Here is a 16,242-nt window from a genome sequence, read left to right as displayed (position 1 = left end):
GATTACCGTTTGATAACAAAAAGGTATCAGCTATGCGTGCTGAATGGCGTCAGATCCGTCAATTCATGGCGGTGGCGGAAACCCTTAACTTTCGTCGGGCAGCTGAACGACTGGCCATTGCACAACCGGCCCTGAGCCGGGGAATACAACAACTGGAGCACCAGCTCGGAGTTCGCCTGTTTGAGCGTAATAACCGGAGGGTAGTGCTGACTGAGGCCGGGCGTGTGTTTCGCCGGGGATGTGGAGACTTGCTGGTGCAGCTGGAAGAAACCGTGGTCAAAACCCGCAAGGCCGGCCGAGGCGAGGCCGGCAGTCTCAGCATTGGTTATACGGACTTCGCCATTACCGGCGTGTTGCCGGGGCTGCTGGAGCGGTTCCGGCGGCGGTATCCCGATATTCAGATTGAACTGCATTATGGCTCGACCGAAGAACAACGGCTGGCTCTTGAGGAAGGCAAGCTGGATGTTGCCTTTCTCACCAGCCCTTTTGACAATCCGGATTGCGGGCATCAGCCGGTGCAGCAGGATCGCTTTGTGGCCGTGCTGCCGGCGGAGCACCCCTTGGCCGCACGTGAACAGGTGACGGTAGCGGATCTGGCCTGTGAGGACTTTGTGGTGGGGGTCATGTCTCGCTGGCGGCACTTTCGGCGCCATCTCGACGCCCTGTGCCTGAAGGCCGGTTTTGAGCCTCGCATTGTGCAGGAGGCGTATAACAGCGAGGGGATTTTTGGCCTGATCAGTGCCCGCATCGGCATCACTATTCTGCTTGAATGTGCCGCCAACCAGTTACGGACAGGGCTGGTGCTCAAGCCCCTGACCGGCACCGAAGAGCGGGTGGTTACCGAAGCGGCCTGGCGCAAAGCGGACCCCAACCCCATGCTGGTACATTTTGTAGCGGCCCTGAACGAGCAGGATGAATGCGCTGGTTCCTGAGTGAACATCAATAGCCGCACCAGGGCCGCTTCTGCCTCGGGCATGAGGACATCGAGGTGGGCCTTGAGCCGCTTTACGTCCTGCTCGATGGCCGGTGCCTTGACCACGTCAAAGCAGGAGAACGTCGGCAGTATGTCGGCACCGCAGAATTTGTAGCAGTTGGCGATATGCCGGAAGGCATCGTGGCCCGGCTGGCCGCCGAGATCTCGCCCGGGGCGCGGATCTGTACCAACCGCCAGTGCCTGATGATAGAGCTGCTGGATGACGGACTGCTCGATGCCCTGGCCCGCTTGCTGGGCCTGCTGCAGACGCCGGAGTTGCGGGAGCCGCTGATCGAGCAGGAGATTATTGTGCGGCTGCTGGAAGCTCGTCAGCTGATGTTGAACAAGAGCCTGGACGCAGCTACTGCCGGCCTGCAGGTGGGTTACGAAAGCCCGTCCCAGTTCAACCGGGAATATGCCCGCTTTTTTGGTGAGCCACCGCTACGGGATATCAAGCGATTGCGGGCAGGAGGCGAGCCTGACGCTTTGCGCTGAGCCTGCCGTACGAAGGAATGCTCACATAAAAAAGCCGGCCCTTGGGCCGGCTTTTTCGTACCGGGTCTTACTGATCCTTGGTGAAGGTGGCGTCCTTTTCACCCCTGAAGAAGTCGCGTCCGTAGACCAGCAGGCAGAGCACAACACCAACGGCAAAGGCCCAGGTTGCGCCACGGGTTGCCAGTACTGCCGCAACGATACCTGCGATGCCAAGATCACGCTGGGAGCGTGCTTCCATGACACCAATACGTACCGATACATAGCCCTGAATCAACAGGGTCAGTGCCAGGGCAACGCCCAGAATTGGCTGTACCAGGGTCACGATTGGCATGAACAGCAGGCCGGTGTTGGTACCCCAGCGGAAGGAGCCGGCACCACCGAAGATGGAGTACATGGCTTTCTTACCCTGACTGAAGCGTTCCACGATAACGACGTGCATGGCGGCCCAGAGCGGCCCGCACATGGCGACATCAGGGCCGATGATTGACATGACGGAGTTACGGGCACCGAAGATCATGTGGGCACGGTCCGGGCTGTACTCGACCACTTCATCCGGACGCTCATTATCGGCTTCCTGCAGGATGGCCCGGCTCTGCAATACATCGCCGAACAGCACGATGTAGGCGGCCAGTACGGTCGGGATACAGCTGATGAACATCTCCAGCGGCGGCATGCCCAGCCCGAACACGGTGTACTCGGCCCAGAGGGTGGCAAAGTCGGGTGATGAGAAACCCCACTCAATTTCGGGCCAGGAGGTTTCGCCCACGGTGGGGGCGATCACAATAGCCAGTACCACAATCGGGAATATGCCCAGCTTGCCGATCATGTTGAACAGGGAATTGCTGGCTTTCAGACGCGCGAAGTGACGAGAAAAAATAACGTAGAAGGCAATGCCAACCGCCACTGAGATGGTGATCGGGTAGGTATCAAAACGTCCGTCGACCTTGAATACAGTCATGACGGCCGCGATGCCTGCACCAATAATCACGCCCGACTTGATGGCCTGCGGGATTGCCGACACCACGCGGTGTGCCAATCCCGAAGCACCAATGCCAATGGCAAATATCCCCAATAACAGCTGGAAGGAGATGAGCGCATGTATTCGCTCGGGGCCTTCTGGGAAGCTGGCACAATAGGCCATCAGCAGAGGGATAGCAGGTGTGATCCAGCCCGGGATAACCGGGTCACCCAGCAGGTGGTGTAACAGGTAGAACAGGCCGTTCAGTATGACGACCGCCAGTGCAACCTCAAAGGGCATGCCCAGCAGTTCGGTCATCAGGGGAATAGCCGCCAGGTCTACGGCACACATCAGCAGGCCCTGAAAATAGTCCGGCCATTCGATCTTATAGTGGATGAAGGGCAGGCGGATCTTGAATGGCCCTGCGGGCCAGTAAGGTGTTTCCTGTCCGTCAACTCGCTGCTTTAGCATGGTTGTACTCTTTCTTATATAAATGGTGAGCCCGCCCTGCCTTGAGGGCGGGTATGTGGTTGGGGATCAATAAGCTTCCCGATACAACGCCAGGGCGTCGGCTTCGGTTACTTCAACCGGATTGTTCATCAGCAGCCGGCTCTGCAGCATGGCATCCCTGGCCAGGGTCGGCAGGCTGTCTTCGCTGATATTGACGTCACGCAGGCGCTGAGGAACGCCGGACTGGTTCATCAGTTTCTGCATGTGGTCGACAAAGCGTGCCGAGCGGGTCTGAACATCCGCCTCGTCGGGGCCCAGTACGACATCGGCCAGCTCCGCATACAGCGGCGCGGCGGCGGCCATGTTAAAACGCAGAACCGGGCCCAGCATCAGTGCGTTGGTCAGGCCATGCGGCAGGTGGTAGTGGCCACCCAGCGGGTAGGCCAGGGCATGTACTGCCGCAACGGGGCTGTTGGAGAACGCCTGGCCGGCCAGGTTGGAACCCAGCAGCATGGCTTCACGGGCAGTCCGGTTGGCGCCGTCCTGGCAGGCGGTGACCAGGTTGCCGCATAACAGGCGCAGGGCTTCCCGCGCCAGTACGTCGGACAGCGGGTTCTTGCGATGCGCCGAGGTATAGGCCTCAATAGCGTGAACCATGGCGTCGATACCGGTTGCGGCGGTGGCGGCTGCCGGCAGGCCAATAGTCAGTTCAGCATCCAGCAGAACGCGGTCGGCATACAGCTGTTGGGCAACTACCCCCATTTTGGTGGTTTCACCTGTGGTCAGGATGGTGATGTTGGTCACTTCGGAGCCGGTGCCAGCCGTAGTCGGTACCTGTACCAGCGGGGTGCGGCTGCCCTTGACGTTACCGATGCCGTACATGTCAGCCAGAGGCTGTTCGGACACCAGCATGATGGCTGCCAGCTTGGCGATGTCCATGGACGAACCGCCACCCAGACCCAGCACAATATTGGCCCCTGCGGCTTTGCCTTGCTCGACACAGGCCATCAGGACTGATTCGGGCGGATCGGCAACCACATCATCGAAAACGGCAACGGTAAAGCCATTGGCGGCCAGTGAGGCTTTGGCGGCGTCCAGCAGGCCGTTTTCGTGCAGGAACTTGTCGGTAACGATCAGCAGGTTGCGCTGTTCGAACCATTCACCCAGCAGTTCGCCCAAGCGAGCGGCACCGCCCCATTCAAGGTGCATGGAGCCGGGAGTGTCGAAGGTAAAGGGATTGAGTTCTTTGATCATGAGTGGAATCTTCCTCTATTCCTGAGGTGAACGGGACAAGGCCCGCTCACCGGTTAAGCGTTACAGCGCGCTGCAGACGTACTTGAGTTCCAGGTATTCATCAATACCGTACTTCGAACCTTCACGGCCCAGGCCGGACTGCTTGACGCCGCCGAAAGGGGCAACTTCGTTGGAGATCAGGCCGGTATTGTGGCCGACCATGCCGTATTCCAGGGCTTCGGATACGCGGATGGTGCGCGCGTGATCGCGGGTGTAGAAGTAGGCGGCCAGACCGAAAATGGTGTCGTTGGCCATGGCAATCGCTTCTTCTTCGGTATCGAAGACAAATAACGGTGCCATGGGACCAAACGTTTCTTCCCGGGCGACTTTCATCTCGGTAGTGACGCCGGTGAGAATGGCCGGCTGGAAGTAAAGGCCACCCAGGCGCTCGCCGCCGTGCAGCAGGGTGGCACCCTTGGTAACGGCATCCTGAATGTGCTCTTCCACCTTGGTGATTGCTTTCTCTTCGATCATCGGGCCGATATCGGTGCCGGCCTCGGTGCCGTCACCGACTTTCAGTGCGCGTACCCGCTCGGCCAGTTTTTCGGCGAAGGCATCGTAGACGCCGCGCTGGACCAGGATGCGGTTGGCACATACGCAAGTCTGGCCGGCGTTGCGGTATTTAGAGGCCATGGCACCCTCAATGGCCTGATCCAGGTCGGCATCATCGAATACGATAAAGGGCGCGTTGCCGCCCAGCTCCAAAGATACCTTCTTGATGGTGTCTGCACACTGGGCCATCAGCAGTCGGCCCACTTCGGTAGAACCGGTGAAGGACAGCTTGCTGACTATCTCGCTGTCGGTCAGCACCTTGCCGATCTTGCTGGCGGACCCGGTGACAATCTGGAACACGCCGGCCGGTACGCCGGCCCGTTGTGCCAGTTCACCCAGCGCCAGGGCGGTCAGCGGGGTCAGGTCGGCGGGGCGGACGATCATGGAGCAGCCGGCTGCCAGCGCCGGTGCAACCTTGCGGGTGATCATCGCCGCCGGGAAGTTCCAGGGCGTAATGGCGGCGGTGACACCAATGGGCTGGCGCAGCACGGTAATGCGCTGATCGGCACGAGGGGCCGGGATGGTATCACCGTAGACGCGCTTGGCTTCTTCGGCAAACCATTCGATGAAAGAGGCCGCATAGGCGATTTCGCCCTTGGCTTCGGCCAGCGGTTTGCCTTGTTCACGGGTCATGATCAGAGCAAGATCATCGACGTTGTCCAGCATCAGCTCGAACCAGCGACGCAGAATGGCCGCGCGTTCCTTGGCCGGGCGGGCCGCCCATGCCTTCTGTGCAACACGGGAGGACTCGATGACGGCCGGAATCTCTTCCGGGGCCAGTTGAGGCACGGTCGCCAGGATTTCACCGGTGGCCGGGTTGGTCACGTTAATGGTGGCTTGAGATGCTGCAGCAACCCAGGCGCCGTTGATCAGGCAAAGGTCTTTCAGCAAGGACGCATCCTTGAGTGTGGTCATAACCATCTCCATTCCGATTGTGTGGCCATGGCTGTTCCCGCCATGGCTATTGAAAAGGCGTTAATTACCGGGCGTAGTCGATGCATAAATTTAATGGCGTTATGTACGCTACAACCTCAATGGCAGGGCGATGTCCTGAACGGGTGCCGGAGCAATCCAGGCTCCAGACAATTCGCCTCTTGGTGTTTTTCTGCATCTTGCAAACAGGACTACAAACATCTGTTAGCAAACTGGATGCCAGTTTTTTACGAACTTTAAGTACTTGTTTATAAAGCTTTATTAAAAAGTTTAAGAACTGAGATAAAAAAGGTGAGCGGTATTCGCTCACCTTTGAGCGGTTGGGTGAGCGGTTTTCGCTCAGGGGAGGGGGGCAGGCGGGTAGACTTTCCAGTCGCCCAAAAGTCTGCTGGCGGGAGGGAGGCTTGTATCGGGCTGACTATGGCCAATTGCAATCACTTGCTGTATCTGGTGAGTGATGGGATCCATATAAGAGGTAAAACCGGGGGGATCTTCCGGTAGCTTTAGCCGAAGTCCTTCCAGGGCGGCCCGGATCTCGGCGCTGCTGGCATGAACGCCGGCGGTACGTAATGATTCGGCAATGGCCAGAATACCGGCGAAGGCCCCTTGAGCCGCATAGGAAGGATAGCGGCCACTTAAGGCGTGAAAACGTTGTACAAACCAGCGATTGTAGTCGGTGGCAGGCCAGTTATTGTGATGTCGGGCAGAGAGAATAAGCCCTGTTGGCATATCATCTTTAAGGGCGGCCAGTACTTCGTAGTTACCGCCGGTATCGAAGTTGGCAAAAGGCGCATGCTGAAACAGGGAGGCCTGATTGCCCTGTTCAATAAAAGCAACCAGATCCCCTCCCCAGAGCGAATTGATGATGAGATCACTGGGTCTCTGTTTCAGCGCTTCGATATAGGGGGTGTAGTCGGGTTCATACAGGCTTGGCCAGAGCGCGGTTACAATGCTGAAGTGCACCCCCGCCAGCTGTAATGCCTGCTGAAGATCCTGCCACATTTGATAGCCGTAGTCATAATCCGGCCCCAGATAGGAGATGCGCAGGGGAGACTCAGCTGAATGCTGGAATGACTCTTTGATATAGCGGGCAGCCGCGTACATGGACTGGCGGCTGTTGTTGCTGACCCTGAAGTAATAGGGGGAGACCTCCGGTTTTGTCAGGCGTGGTGAGGCATGGTCTGTTCCAATGAAAAAAGCGCGTTCTGATGAGACCACTTCGGCCACTTCCAGGGCAATGGCTGAATTGACGACGCCACAGATGAACCGGGCATTTCGTTTCCGTATAAATTCACGTGCCAGGCGGGTAGTGCGTGAGGGCCGGGAGCGGGTGTCGGCAATGAATATTTGCATGCGAGGGTAGTCAACGGGCTGTAGCTGCAGCCAGTCAAGCGCAACCTGAATGCCCACCACACTGTCCAGGCCATATAAGCCTCCACGTCCGCTGAGAGGGTACAGGCAACCTACGCGCACCTGGGCTTCCTCGGTATCGGCACCAAGAAAAATGTTGGCTTGTACCGGCGGCAACACCAGCAACATAAGCAGCGAATACAACAAACAGGGCAGTCGAAGGCAAGTTGTCATCATGAGGGGCCCGATGCTTAAAGACCAAGTCGCTGAATTCGGCGTTTGAGTGCATGGCGGGAGATACCCAGGCGCTCGGCGGCCAGCCCTTTGTGCCCGTCGGTTTCCTGAAGGGCATCGAGAATTAACCGGCGCTCTTTGTCTTCTATCGCTTCGGTATACAGCGACGTCGCCGCTGGTGTGTTGGTGCTATCCAGATATTCACTGGGCAAATATTCGGGAGAAATGTCCTGACCGGCATGCAGTATGGTAATGCGTTCTACCAGATTTCTGAGTTCGCGTACGTTACCAGGCCAGGCATAAGCGCACAGCAGCCTTAGCGTTTCAGTGCTCCAGTGTGGTGGCTCGCAGCCCTCCTGACGGGCAAACTGATCGCTGAAATGATGAATGAGCAGGGTGATATCGTCACCACGTGCTGCCAGAGGCGGGGCGTGAATAGGTAAAATATTAAGGCGGTAGTAAAGATCGGAGCGAAAGTTTCCCTGAGTGACTTCGGTTTTGAGATCCCGGTTGGTTGCGGCCATGACGACCACGTCCGCCTGAATTTCCCGGCTGCCACCTATGGGGCGGTAGCTGCGGTTTTCAAGAAAGCTAAGTAGCTTGGCCTGCAGTGGCAGGGGAAGTTCTCCAATTTCATCCAGAAACAGGGTGCCCCCGTCGGCCAGTGCGATCAGGCCGTTGCGATGTTGGGTAGCGCCGGTATAAGCGCCACGCTCTGCGCCAAAAAGTTCGGCCTCGATAAGCTGTTCAGGCAGTGCCGCACAGTTGATTTCAATGAAAGGGGCATCGGTAAAGCGCACATCATGAAGGCTGCGTGCTACCAGAGCCTTGCCGGTGCCGGAAGGGCCCGAGATCAGCATGGTTTTGCCGGAGCTGCGCCCGATAAGCTCAAGAGTCTGGCGCAGTTGCTCCATTTGAGGGCTGTTGCCAACCAGCCGGTGGGTATGTTCGTGGCGCCGACGATGAAAGCTGAGCTCGCGCGCCATATGGGAGCGTTCGCTGCTGCGTCGGATCAGCATGACCAGCTCATCCCATTCAAATGGCTTGGTAATGTAGTCGAGTGCTCCTTCCTTGACGGCCCTGACGGCGGCGCGAGTATCGCCATGGGCTGAAATCATGATGACGGGAATGTCTGGCAGCGTCTGGCGTAGTTGCGGCAGCAGTTCAAGCCCGGACATATCCGGCAGTCCCAGATCCAGCAGAATGACATCGGGCAGGGAAGTTCTGGCCAGCTCCAGGCCTTCCCGGGCAGTGGCGGCACCCAGAACCTCAATATGCTGATCCATAAGAGCAAAACGTATGCTGCGGATCAGGTTGCGTTCATCATCGATAACCAGAATGGTCAGGTTATTCATGGTCGGGTTTCCTTTCTTCAGGCCCGGGGCAATGAAGCTCGACACGAGTGCCCTGATCGGCCCGGCTGTAAATATGTAAGGTGATGTGATTGCTGGCAGCCAGTACCTGGCAAATGGCCAGCCCCAGGCCAGTGCCGGTTTCCCGGGTTGTGAAAAAGGGCTCGGTAATACGAGACTGTAGCGCCGAAGGTATGCCCGGACCATTGTCGGCGACGGTCAGTTTTATTTTGTCGTCATTCCTTATGGCGATAAGTTGAATCTCTCCACCGGCGGCAGGCATGCTTTGCAGGGCATTTAAGATCAGGTTCATTAAAATCTGACGCATATGCCCCTTGTCTGCGAATATCAGCAGGTGTTTGCTGCAGGTTACTTTCAGCCTGACCTGTTGTCTCCGGGCGGAAGCGTTGACCAGGGCGATTAGCCCTTCGTAGAGCTCGCTGACTTGAATGAGTTCAGCCTGGGGAGGGCGTGGCCGGGCAAAATCAAGCAGGTTGGTGATGACGTCGTTGACCCGCTCTATTTCTTCTTCGACCATTTCCAGCATGTCTTTGTGCATGGGGTTGTGCTCTCGCCGGGCCAGAGTCTGGATGGTGGTGCGAATAGTGGTCAGCGGGTTGCGAATATCATGTGCGAGGCCTGCCGCCAGCTGGCCCAGAGAGGCCTGGCGCTCCCTATCTACAGCAGAACTGATAACCTGTTTCAGTTGTCCGCGCATTCGCTCTACGGCCTGGGTCAGACGACCGATTTCTATGTTACTGAGCTGCTGTACAGGCGTTTCAAGGTCTCCGTTGGCCACTTGCTCTACGCTGCGAACCAGAACATCCACCTGCCGTTTGAGTCTGCGGGAGAGGTACCAGTGCAGCAGCATCAGGGAGATCACAGTACCGGCGACAAGTCCGATTAGCCAGTAACGCATTTGGGCGCTGGGTGGTTCGACAAGTTCGCTGTTCTGTACCAGCCGGAGCGTCCAGCCCGGAACCAGCTCATGCTGGCTGAAGTTTCCGCTGGGGGATGCAGGTTGGCCAACGGTATCGTAGTAGCGGCCGTCGGGAGTGCTTAACAGCGCTTTATAGACGCCACCCAGTTGCAGGCTTCTGGAAATGCTCGCCAGGATATTAAAACGTAAAATCAGGGCAATGGACGGCGTCGGTGCCGATGGTGAGAGCGGACTGGCGATCATTGCCTTGCGCATTAATAACGCGGAAGGGGTATCCCAGCTGTGTTTACCGGGGCCGATTAGGTCGACATTTTCAAATGTTGAGGTCGGGCCCATGCGCATGTTCTGGTATCTGGCCTGAGTCAGTGCCTGGTCAGGAAAGCTCCAGAGCAAGTTGTCATTGGCATCGAAGAAGGCAACGCCATAGATGGCTTTATTGTCCAGCTGCAGTCGTAATAGGCTTTTCAGCTCGGGAGACAGCGTGTGGTAGCCAGTGTGGGTAAAGGTGGCGGCATTGTCGAACTGATCAATAAGGGCTTCGAGCTCATAGCGACGATCCTGTAGATGGGAGCGAAACTCGTTGCGGGTGGCCGCCAGCTGAACTTTGAGCTGACCGTCGGTAATGCGCATGACCAGCTGGGCAAAATAGCTGTCGTAGAGGGTGGCAAAGGACAGTAGCGGAACCAGTGCGACAAGCAACGAAAGCCATAGGTACTGTGAACTCAGGTATTTGGAGCGTTGCTTTATGCGCATTCAGAATGACTGGTTGAAAGGGTAACGGTTAACCGGTGTGATCCGGCCAGAGCGTAACACATGCAAGAACACCGGGGGCGTAGTGCCTCGCTGTTCTGTGAGCTATGCCGGTGATATATGGCAGTCAGTCGTGCAGAGGATGCTTATTTTCAGGGCCGCTTTTATCAGGATGTTTCTGCCGGATGTTTGAACCGGTTTGTTATCAGTGATTACTCCCGGTTTAAACTGCTCAGTGCTGCCTGCAACAGCGGAGTGATGGGCGTACTCAGCTTCAGGCTGAGCAGTGCATCGGCGCGGGTTGTGCCCAGGGTGAGGGCGGCAATGGGCTTGTTCCACTCCCGGGCGCGGAGGCAGAAACGAAAGCCGGAATAAACCATCAGCGACGAGCCGATCACCAGCAGGCCGTCTGCGTGTTCAAGGGTACGCAGTGAGGCGACAACCCGCTCTTTGGGTACGTTATCACCAAAGAACACCACGTCCGGCTTGAGAATGCCACCGCATTGGTAACACGCGGGAACGTGAAAGTGGCTGAAGTCCACTTCCAGATCGGCATCGCCATCCGGTGCCGTGGCGGCAGTATAGTGAGTAAAATCCGGATTCAATTCGGCACTGCGCTGGTGGGTTTCGTCCCGGCTGCAACGGTAGTCACAGTTCATGCAGACAACCTGATCGGAACGGCCATGCAAGTCAACCACCTTCCGGCTGCCGGCCCGCTGGTGCAGGCCGTCCACGTTCTGGGTAACCAGAAGACTGATATGGCCCAGTTGCTCCAGCCGGGCCAACGCGCTGTGTGCCGGGTTGGGCTGAGCATCACGCATCACCGGCCAGCCGACCAGGCTGCGGCCCCAGTAGCGTTTTCGGGTATGCTCGCAACGCATAAAATCCGGATGCTGTACCGGCTGCTGGCGTTTCCACTGACCCTGTTGATCCCGATAGTCGGGAATACCCGAGTCGGTACTGATACCGGCACCGGTCAGTACCAGCAGGCGAGGATTTTGATGAATAAATTCAACCAGCTCGTGGTGGAGTCTGCTCATGGCTTGGCTTTCCCCGGATGTGCACTGATAAACGTCGCTAATTTATATGCAGAGCAGGACGAGGGAGAAAAGGGCTCTCCCATACTTTTGTGGCGGTGCAGCCCTTTCGTGCATTGCGAAAACAGATAACTCATCGTGATAAAGCCAGTTTATCCAGCAGGGCAGCCAGAGTTGTCCGCTCAGTGTTATTGAGTGCCTGAAGAGGCGCCGGCAAGCATGGTGCTTCTACATGCCCCAGCAGCTCTGCCGCTGCAGCCACTACCCGGGCACTGCCGTGTTGGTGAAACATCTCCCAGAGTGGAGTCAGCTCTCTTGATAACTGTTCCGCCTGCTCGCTGTCGCCCGCCAGGGCCGCTCGGGTCAGTGCCAGAGCCGTACGTGGAAACAGACCACCCAGAACCGAATACCACAGTTCGCAACCGGCGTTAAGGCCGGTTGCGGCCAGGGGATCGCCACTGATGCCGATGGAAACGTGAGAGGGGATCTGCTTGCGCAGCCGCTCCACTCTTTCCTTTGCCGCCTGAGGATCTGCCGGAACCCCGGGGATCTTGATTGAGGCAACGCCGGGCAAGCGAGCGATACGGGCATGCAGCTCATCACTGAATTCAAAGCGGGTCGTACGCGGGTTATCGTATACACACAAGGGAACAGACAGCTCATGACTGACGTTCCGGTAAAGCTCATAGACTTCCTCGCTGTTCAGAGGCTGATATGACACCGGCGCCAGCAGCAAGGCTTTTGCGCCGGCCTGCTGTGCATCTTCGGCCAGGTGCAGCACTTCTCGTGTGCTGGTTGCTCCTATTCCCACCATAACAGGTACCGGCCCGGCATGTTGCACTGCCAGCCTGGCGATACGGGCCCGCTCGGCACGGTTCAGGTAGGCATAGCTGCCCGTTGAGCCCAGTGCGCCGATGGAGTCGACGTTGGCTTCTGCCAGATTTTCTATCAAACGGACAAATGTCACGTCGTCTGGTCCTGCCGCATTCATTGGGGTCAGGGGAAAAGCGCTTAAACCACTGAACATGCTGTCTGGCTCCTGAGTGATGGGATTGCCTGATGGGGATATCGGCTTATATGGTTACCATTCTTCCTTGTTTTCTTCGACGTATTTTTAGGCTGTCCGTATGCCTGGGGACCTCCGGAGCTGAAAAAGCCGTCGCTTTTACTATGGTTCTTTCCCGTTCCGGCCGATGGCTTGCCGGTTTTTCTGTTCCTTGCCTAGGATTCAGGGCCCGTGATTGACTCACTTCTGGCAATGGCCAGCAGCGTTTCAACTTCTCTGGATGCGCTCCCTTTGCGCCATGCCAGTTTCAGTGATGAGTCAATATCGAGATCATCCAGTTGATAGGCAATCAGGTTGTCATCGCCGGCAGCGAGAATGCCGGGCATGATGGCGTATCCCATTCCTGTCGCGACCAGGCTGCGAATGGTAATGTCATCGTGACATTCCTGAATAACATTGGGTGTGATCCCGGCATCGCGAAAGTGCTGGTCTATACGGTCATAGCTGTCCGGGGTAGAGGTCCGCTTGAAGCGGATAAAAGGCACGCCGTCGAGGTCATGTAATGAGCTGGGAGGGGTTACCGGCAGGCCCGCATAGCGGCTGGTGATAACGGCCATGGGATAGGTACTGATAGTGAAGGTATCAAACAATGACTCATCTTCCCTCTCCATAAACAAAATGCCGGCGTCGATATGGCCTTCAAGAATGGCGGAGGTCTGGGGGCCGGAAAGCATGGATTCAAGTGACAGCTTAATGTCCGGGTTCTGGGCGCGAAACCTGCTGATCAGTCCTGAAATCCCGGGTATGTAGGGATGAATGGTGGTAATGCCAATGGCGAGACTTCCGGTGTTTTCGTCCGCAACTTCCTTGGTCTGCATGATGATGCTGTCGAATTCATCCACCAGCCGGCGTGCGTGTTCATACAGAAACTCCCCTGCTGCGGTTAAGGCGACCCCTTTGGGGTTCCGTTCCAGTAATCTGGTGTTCAGGCTTTCTTCCAGCAGTCGTATCTGACGAGTCAGGGCCGGCTGAGCGATGGGGATCTTTTTGGCCGCTGAGGTGATAGAGCCTTCGTTAACAACCGACAAAAAGTACCTCAGTTTTTTTATATCCATAACGTGCTGCGACCTGCATGGCATACCAGAAAGGCATGACTCTATAGAGAAGAAGTATTGTTCCGTCCTTGATTCGTTGAATATGCTGAAAAACACTTTTTAGTGCAACTTCACGGGCGTTGTGAGTCTGTGGTTGTTTACACCTTTTTATGTGCTGTATTTAGTAAATAAATCAGTGTCTTGGAAAGGTTTTGGAGACGAGAAACCGAGGGATCTGGTTAATGAATAAGCAGGATGTTGAGCGTATAATTTCCTTTCGACAAGAGTTGCACCGCTTTCCGGAGTTGTCTGGCGCTGAGCAGCAGACAGCAGAACGCATTGTCTGCATGCTGCGTACTATTGGCGTGGATGAAATTTACCAGAACATTGGTGGTCATGGTGTAGTCGGCGTTATCCATGGTGAGACAGCCGGTGCCAGTGTTGCTCTGAGAGCAGACATGGATGCGTTGCCGATCGCTGAGGCGAATGAGACCGGACATGCTTCCGAGCATCAGGGAGTGATGCATGCGTGCGGCCATGACGGCCATGCGGCAATGTTAATGGGAGCGGCGCTGTCTCTGCTGAAAAACAGACCGGCATCTGGTCGTGTTGTGCTGATCTTCCAGCCCGCCGAAGAATTGGGTACCGGGGCCCCCGCGATGCTTGAGGACGGCTTGCTGGAGCGTTTTCCGGTTGATGCCATGTTTGGGTTGCATAACTGGCCCGGGGTGGAAGCTGGTCGTTTTGTGATACACGATCGGCCTCATATGGCATCTAGCGATGATTTTGATATCGAATTCCACGCAGAAGGTGGTCATGGAGCCATGCCTCACCTTTCGTCGGATCCGGTGCTGGCTTCCGGGTTATTTGTGACGGCTTTGCAGCAGATTGTCAGCCGCAATATTAATCCTGAAGACATTGCGGTGGTGAGTGTCGGGAGTCTGCAAAGTGGCTTTGCCAGTAACGTGATCCCCACTTCTGCCAGTCTGAAGGGAACGGCCCGCAGTTTCAGGCCCGAGGTCAGACAGGATATTGAAAAACGGATTCACGATATTGCGCAGGGAGTGGCACTGGCGACAGGTTGCACTCAGACCATTGATTACCGACGTTCAACGCCTCCGGTAGCCAATGACCCTGACTGTACGGTGCTGTCCCGTAGTGTGGTAGAGGAGCTATGGGGCGCAGAGGGGCTGGTTGAGCATCCCATTAGCATGGGAGCAGACGATATGGGGGCATTTCTGGAAGCGGTGCCCGGTGTGTATGCATGGATTGGTAACGGAGCCGGCTGCCATGCCCCCCAGCTTCATCAGCCGGATTACGACTTTAACGACAGTATTCTGGAGAAGGGAAGCCGTTTTCTTTCCCATGTTGCCAGACGTTTTCTCGACAATAACCAGTAAGCCAGGGAGGCTATATGAGTCAGATGGACAGGACTGTTACGCTTGAGGCAACATCGCGCCGGCAATTTGCCTTTCCTCATATTTTTGTGGTTTTGTTTACCTTTATCTGTATTGCGGCTGCAATGACCTATCTGGTTGATGCAGGCAGCTATGAACGTGTTATTTCAGAGCAAGGTAAAACGGTGGTGGTGCCCGGCAGCTACTCTGTTATGGAAGGGCAGCAAGCAACACTGCTAACCCCCTTTATGGCTGTTTTCAGCGGAATGAAGGAAGGCAGCAGTATTATCTTCTTTATTTTCATTTCCGGTGGCGCATTCGGTGTTCTTAAGGCAACGGGTGTGTTGCAAAAACTGGTTAACAGTATCAGCCGCAGCCTCTCGGGTAATGATCTTATCCTTATTCCATTATTGATGCTGCTGTTTGCCATTGGCGGTGCCACATTCGGAATGGCGGAGGAAAGCATTGCCTTCATCATTATTCTTGCGCCGATAATGAAAATGCTGGGCTATAACGCTATGGTGGCCGCCGCCGTACCGCTTGTCGGTGCCGGTGCCGGATTTTCTGCTGCATTCATGAACCCGTTTACGGTTGGTGTGGCTCAGGATATTGCACAGTTACCCATGTTCTCCGGCCTCGGTTTACGGGTTGCCTACTGGTTTGTATTTGTCGGTGTCAGTATTGCCTTTGTGACTTTATATGCAGCTAAGGTGAAGTCACCTCCAGGCTCTGCAGCTGAACTGAGTAAAGAATTATCCGATCTTGCTCCTCTCAGCACAGCGGATCGTTTTATTCTGGCGGTGTTTGGTGGTTCTATCCTGCTGATTGCATATGGTGTGATACGTCATGGCTGGTATATCGGTGAAATATCTGCTGTCTTCCTGATGATGGGTATGGCCGTTGGGCTGTTTGCCCGGATGAGCCCGAACGCAATCGCCGAGCATTTTGTAAACGGACTTAAGGAGATTGCCATGGGCGCCCTGGTGGTGGGGTTTGCCTTCGGTATTCTTATCGTTCTTAAGGACGGCAATATACTGGACACCATTCTTTATCAGCTGGAGCAGGTGATTGGGAGCATGCCTCCTGTACTGACGGCTGTCGGTATGTTCCTTGTCCAGCTGGTGCTCAACTGTCTGGTGCCGTCCGGTAGCGGACAGGCTGCGCTGACAATGCCCTTGATGGTGCCGCTTGCCGACCTGGTGGGAGTCACCCGGCAGACCGCGGTGCTTGCCTTTCAGCTGGGGGATGGCATTACCAATATCATCACACCGACTTCCGGTTACTTTATGGCAGGATTATCGGTAGCGGGAGTGTCTTGGGGTAAATGGATTAAATGGATTCTGCCACTGTTTCTGATACAGCTGGCGCTTGCGATCAGTATGGTTACCCTTGCTTACTATATTTCCTGGTCTTGAAGGACATATTTTT

At 56.1% G+C, this 16,242-nt stretch carries 13 protein-coding genes; 4 read left to right on the top strand and 9 right to left on the bottom strand.

The features are described from left to right. The first annotated feature begins 32 nt into the window (after positions 1-32). Together B6S09_RS05115 and B6S09_RS05110 are read left to right on the top strand one after the other, a co-directional pair. Complete coding sequence (locus B6S09_RS05115) at positions 33-932, top strand: LysR family transcriptional regulator (RefSeq protein ID WP_094277418.1); 900 nt, start codon at positions 33-35, stop codon at positions 930-932. A 56-nt stretch (positions 933-988) separates the two neighbouring features. Beyond that, complete coding sequence (locus B6S09_RS05110) at positions 989-1,468, top strand: helix-turn-helix domain-containing protein (RefSeq protein ID WP_243832775.1); 480 nt, start codon at positions 989-991, stop codon at positions 1,466-1,468. Between the two features lie 67 nt (positions 1,469-1,535). Here B6S09_RS05110 and B6S09_RS05105 read toward each other — a convergent pair whose 3' ends face one another. The 9 genes from B6S09_RS05105 to B6S09_RS05065 form a co-directional block, all read right to left on the bottom strand. Continuing rightward, positions 1,536-2,897 carry a hypothetical protein gene (locus B6S09_RS05105; protein WP_094277417.1) on the bottom strand — a complete coding sequence of 454 codons (1,362 nt, stop codon included), beginning with the start codon at positions 2,895-2,897 and terminating at the stop codon, positions 1,536-1,538. A 66-nt stretch (positions 2,898-2,963) separates the two neighbouring features. After that, positions 2,964-4,130, bottom strand: coding sequence for an iron-containing alcohol dehydrogenase (locus B6S09_RS05100; protein ID WP_094277416.1), 1,167 nt, complete (start codon positions 4,128-4,130; stop codon positions 2,964-2,966). A 60-nt stretch (positions 4,131-4,190) separates the two neighbouring features. Beyond that, complete coding sequence (locus tag B6S09_RS05095; RefSeq protein ID WP_094277415.1) at positions 4,191-5,636, bottom strand: NAD-dependent succinate-semialdehyde dehydrogenase; 1,446 nt, start codon at positions 5,634-5,636, stop codon at positions 4,191-4,193. A 357-nt stretch (positions 5,637-5,993) separates the two neighbouring features. Beyond that, complete coding sequence (locus tag B6S09_RS05090) at positions 5,994-7,241, bottom strand: ABC transporter substrate-binding protein (RefSeq protein WP_208321669.1); 1,248 nt, start codon at positions 7,239-7,241, stop codon at positions 5,994-5,996. A gap of 14 nt (positions 7,242-7,255) precedes the next feature. Further along, positions 7,256-8,593, bottom strand: a complete 1,338-nt coding sequence (locus B6S09_RS05085; protein WP_094277414.1) for a sigma-54-dependent transcriptional regulator — start codon at positions 8,591-8,593, stop codon at positions 7,256-7,258. Next, positions 8,586-10,283, bottom strand: coding sequence for a sensor histidine kinase (locus tag B6S09_RS05080; protein ID WP_094277413.1), 1,698 nt, complete (start codon positions 10,281-10,283; stop codon positions 8,586-8,588). Before B6S09_RS05080 ends, B6S09_RS05085 begins: the two co-directional genes overlap by 8 nt. 209 nt (positions 10,284-10,492) lie before the next feature. Next, complete coding sequence (locus B6S09_RS05075; RefSeq protein ID WP_094277412.1) at positions 10,493-11,320, bottom strand: NAD-dependent protein deacetylase; 828 nt, start codon at positions 11,318-11,320, stop codon at positions 10,493-10,495. A gap of 130 nt (positions 11,321-11,450) precedes the next feature. Further along, positions 11,451-12,344, bottom strand: a complete 894-nt coding sequence (locus tag B6S09_RS05070) for a dihydrodipicolinate synthase family protein (RefSeq protein WP_094277411.1) — start codon at positions 12,342-12,344, stop codon at positions 11,451-11,453. 194 nt (positions 12,345-12,538) lie between these two features. Further along, entirely contained in the window at positions 12,539-13,438 is a 900-nt protein-coding gene (locus tag B6S09_RS05065) for a LysR family transcriptional regulator (RefSeq protein WP_166670262.1), read from the bottom strand. A 221-nt stretch (positions 13,439-13,659) separates the two neighbouring features. Between B6S09_RS05065 and B6S09_RS05060 the strand changes: the two genes are divergently transcribed. Together B6S09_RS05060 and B6S09_RS05055 are read left to right on the top strand one after the other, a co-directional pair. Further along, a complete protein-coding gene (locus B6S09_RS05060) occupies positions 13,660-14,817 on the top strand; it encodes a M20 metallopeptidase family protein (protein WP_094277409.1) in 1,158 nt (385 codons plus the stop codon). 14 nt (positions 14,818-14,831) lie between these two features. Further along, the gene (locus B6S09_RS05055) at positions 14,832-16,229 is read left to right on the top strand and encodes a YfcC family protein (protein ID WP_094277408.1); all 1,398 of its coding nucleotides are present in this window, start codon (positions 14,832-14,834) and stop codon (positions 16,227-16,229) included. Positions 16,230-16,242: the final 13 nt, after the last annotated feature.

The sequence above is a fragment of the Oceanimonas baumannii genome (assembly GCF_002245495.1).
GTDB classification, from domain to species: Bacteria; Pseudomonadota; Gammaproteobacteria; order Enterobacterales; family Aeromonadaceae; genus Oceanimonas; species Oceanimonas baumannii.
The sequence above is the reverse complement of the archived record's forward strand: the minus strand, read 5'-3'. Positions and strand labels throughout refer to the sequence as shown.

Excerpts from the sequence above, each read along its gene's own strand:
- B6S09_RS05070 (WP_094277411.1), bottom strand. The coding sequence starts at position 12,344 with ATGTTCAGTGGTTTAAGCGCTTTTCCCCTGACCCCAATGAATGCGGCA.
- B6S09_RS05105 (WP_094277417.1), bottom strand. The coding sequence starts at position 2,897 with ATGCTAAAGCAGCGAGTTGACGGACAGGAAACACCTTACTGGCCCGCA.
- B6S09_RS05055 (WP_094277408.1), top strand. The coding sequence starts at position 14,832 with ATGAGTCAGATGGACAGGACTGTTACGCTTGAGGCAACATCGCGCCGG.
- B6S09_RS05095 (WP_094277415.1), bottom strand. The coding sequence starts at position 5,636 with ATGACCACACTCAAGGATGCGTCCTTGCTGAAAGACCTTTGCCTGATC.
- B6S09_RS05065 (WP_166670262.1), bottom strand. The coding sequence starts at position 13,438 with ATGGATATAAAAAAACTGAGGTACTTTTTGTCGGTTGTTAACGAAGGC.
- B6S09_RS05060 (WP_094277409.1), top strand. The coding sequence starts at position 13,660 with ATGAATAAGCAGGATGTTGAGCGTATAATTTCCTTTCGACAAGAGTTG.
- B6S09_RS05100 (WP_094277416.1), bottom strand. The coding sequence starts at position 4,130 with ATGATCAAAGAACTCAATCCCTTTACCTTCGACACTCCCGGCTCCATG.
- B6S09_RS05115 (WP_094277418.1), top strand. The coding sequence starts at position 33 with ATGCGTGCTGAATGGCGTCAGATCCGTCAATTCATGGCGGTGGCGGAA.
- B6S09_RS05075 (WP_094277412.1), bottom strand. The coding sequence starts at position 11,320 with ATGAGCAGACTCCACCACGAGCTGGTTGAATTTATTCATCAAAATCCT.
- B6S09_RS05090 (WP_208321669.1), bottom strand. The coding sequence starts at position 7,241 with ATGATGACAACTTGCCTTCGACTGCCCTGTTTGTTGTATTCGCTGCTT.
- B6S09_RS05080 (WP_094277413.1), bottom strand. The coding sequence starts at position 10,283 with ATGCGCATAAAGCAACGCTCCAAATACCTGAGTTCACAGTACCTATGG.
- B6S09_RS05085 (WP_094277414.1), bottom strand. The coding sequence starts at position 8,593 with ATGAATAACCTGACCATTCTGGTTATCGATGATGAACGCAACCTGATC.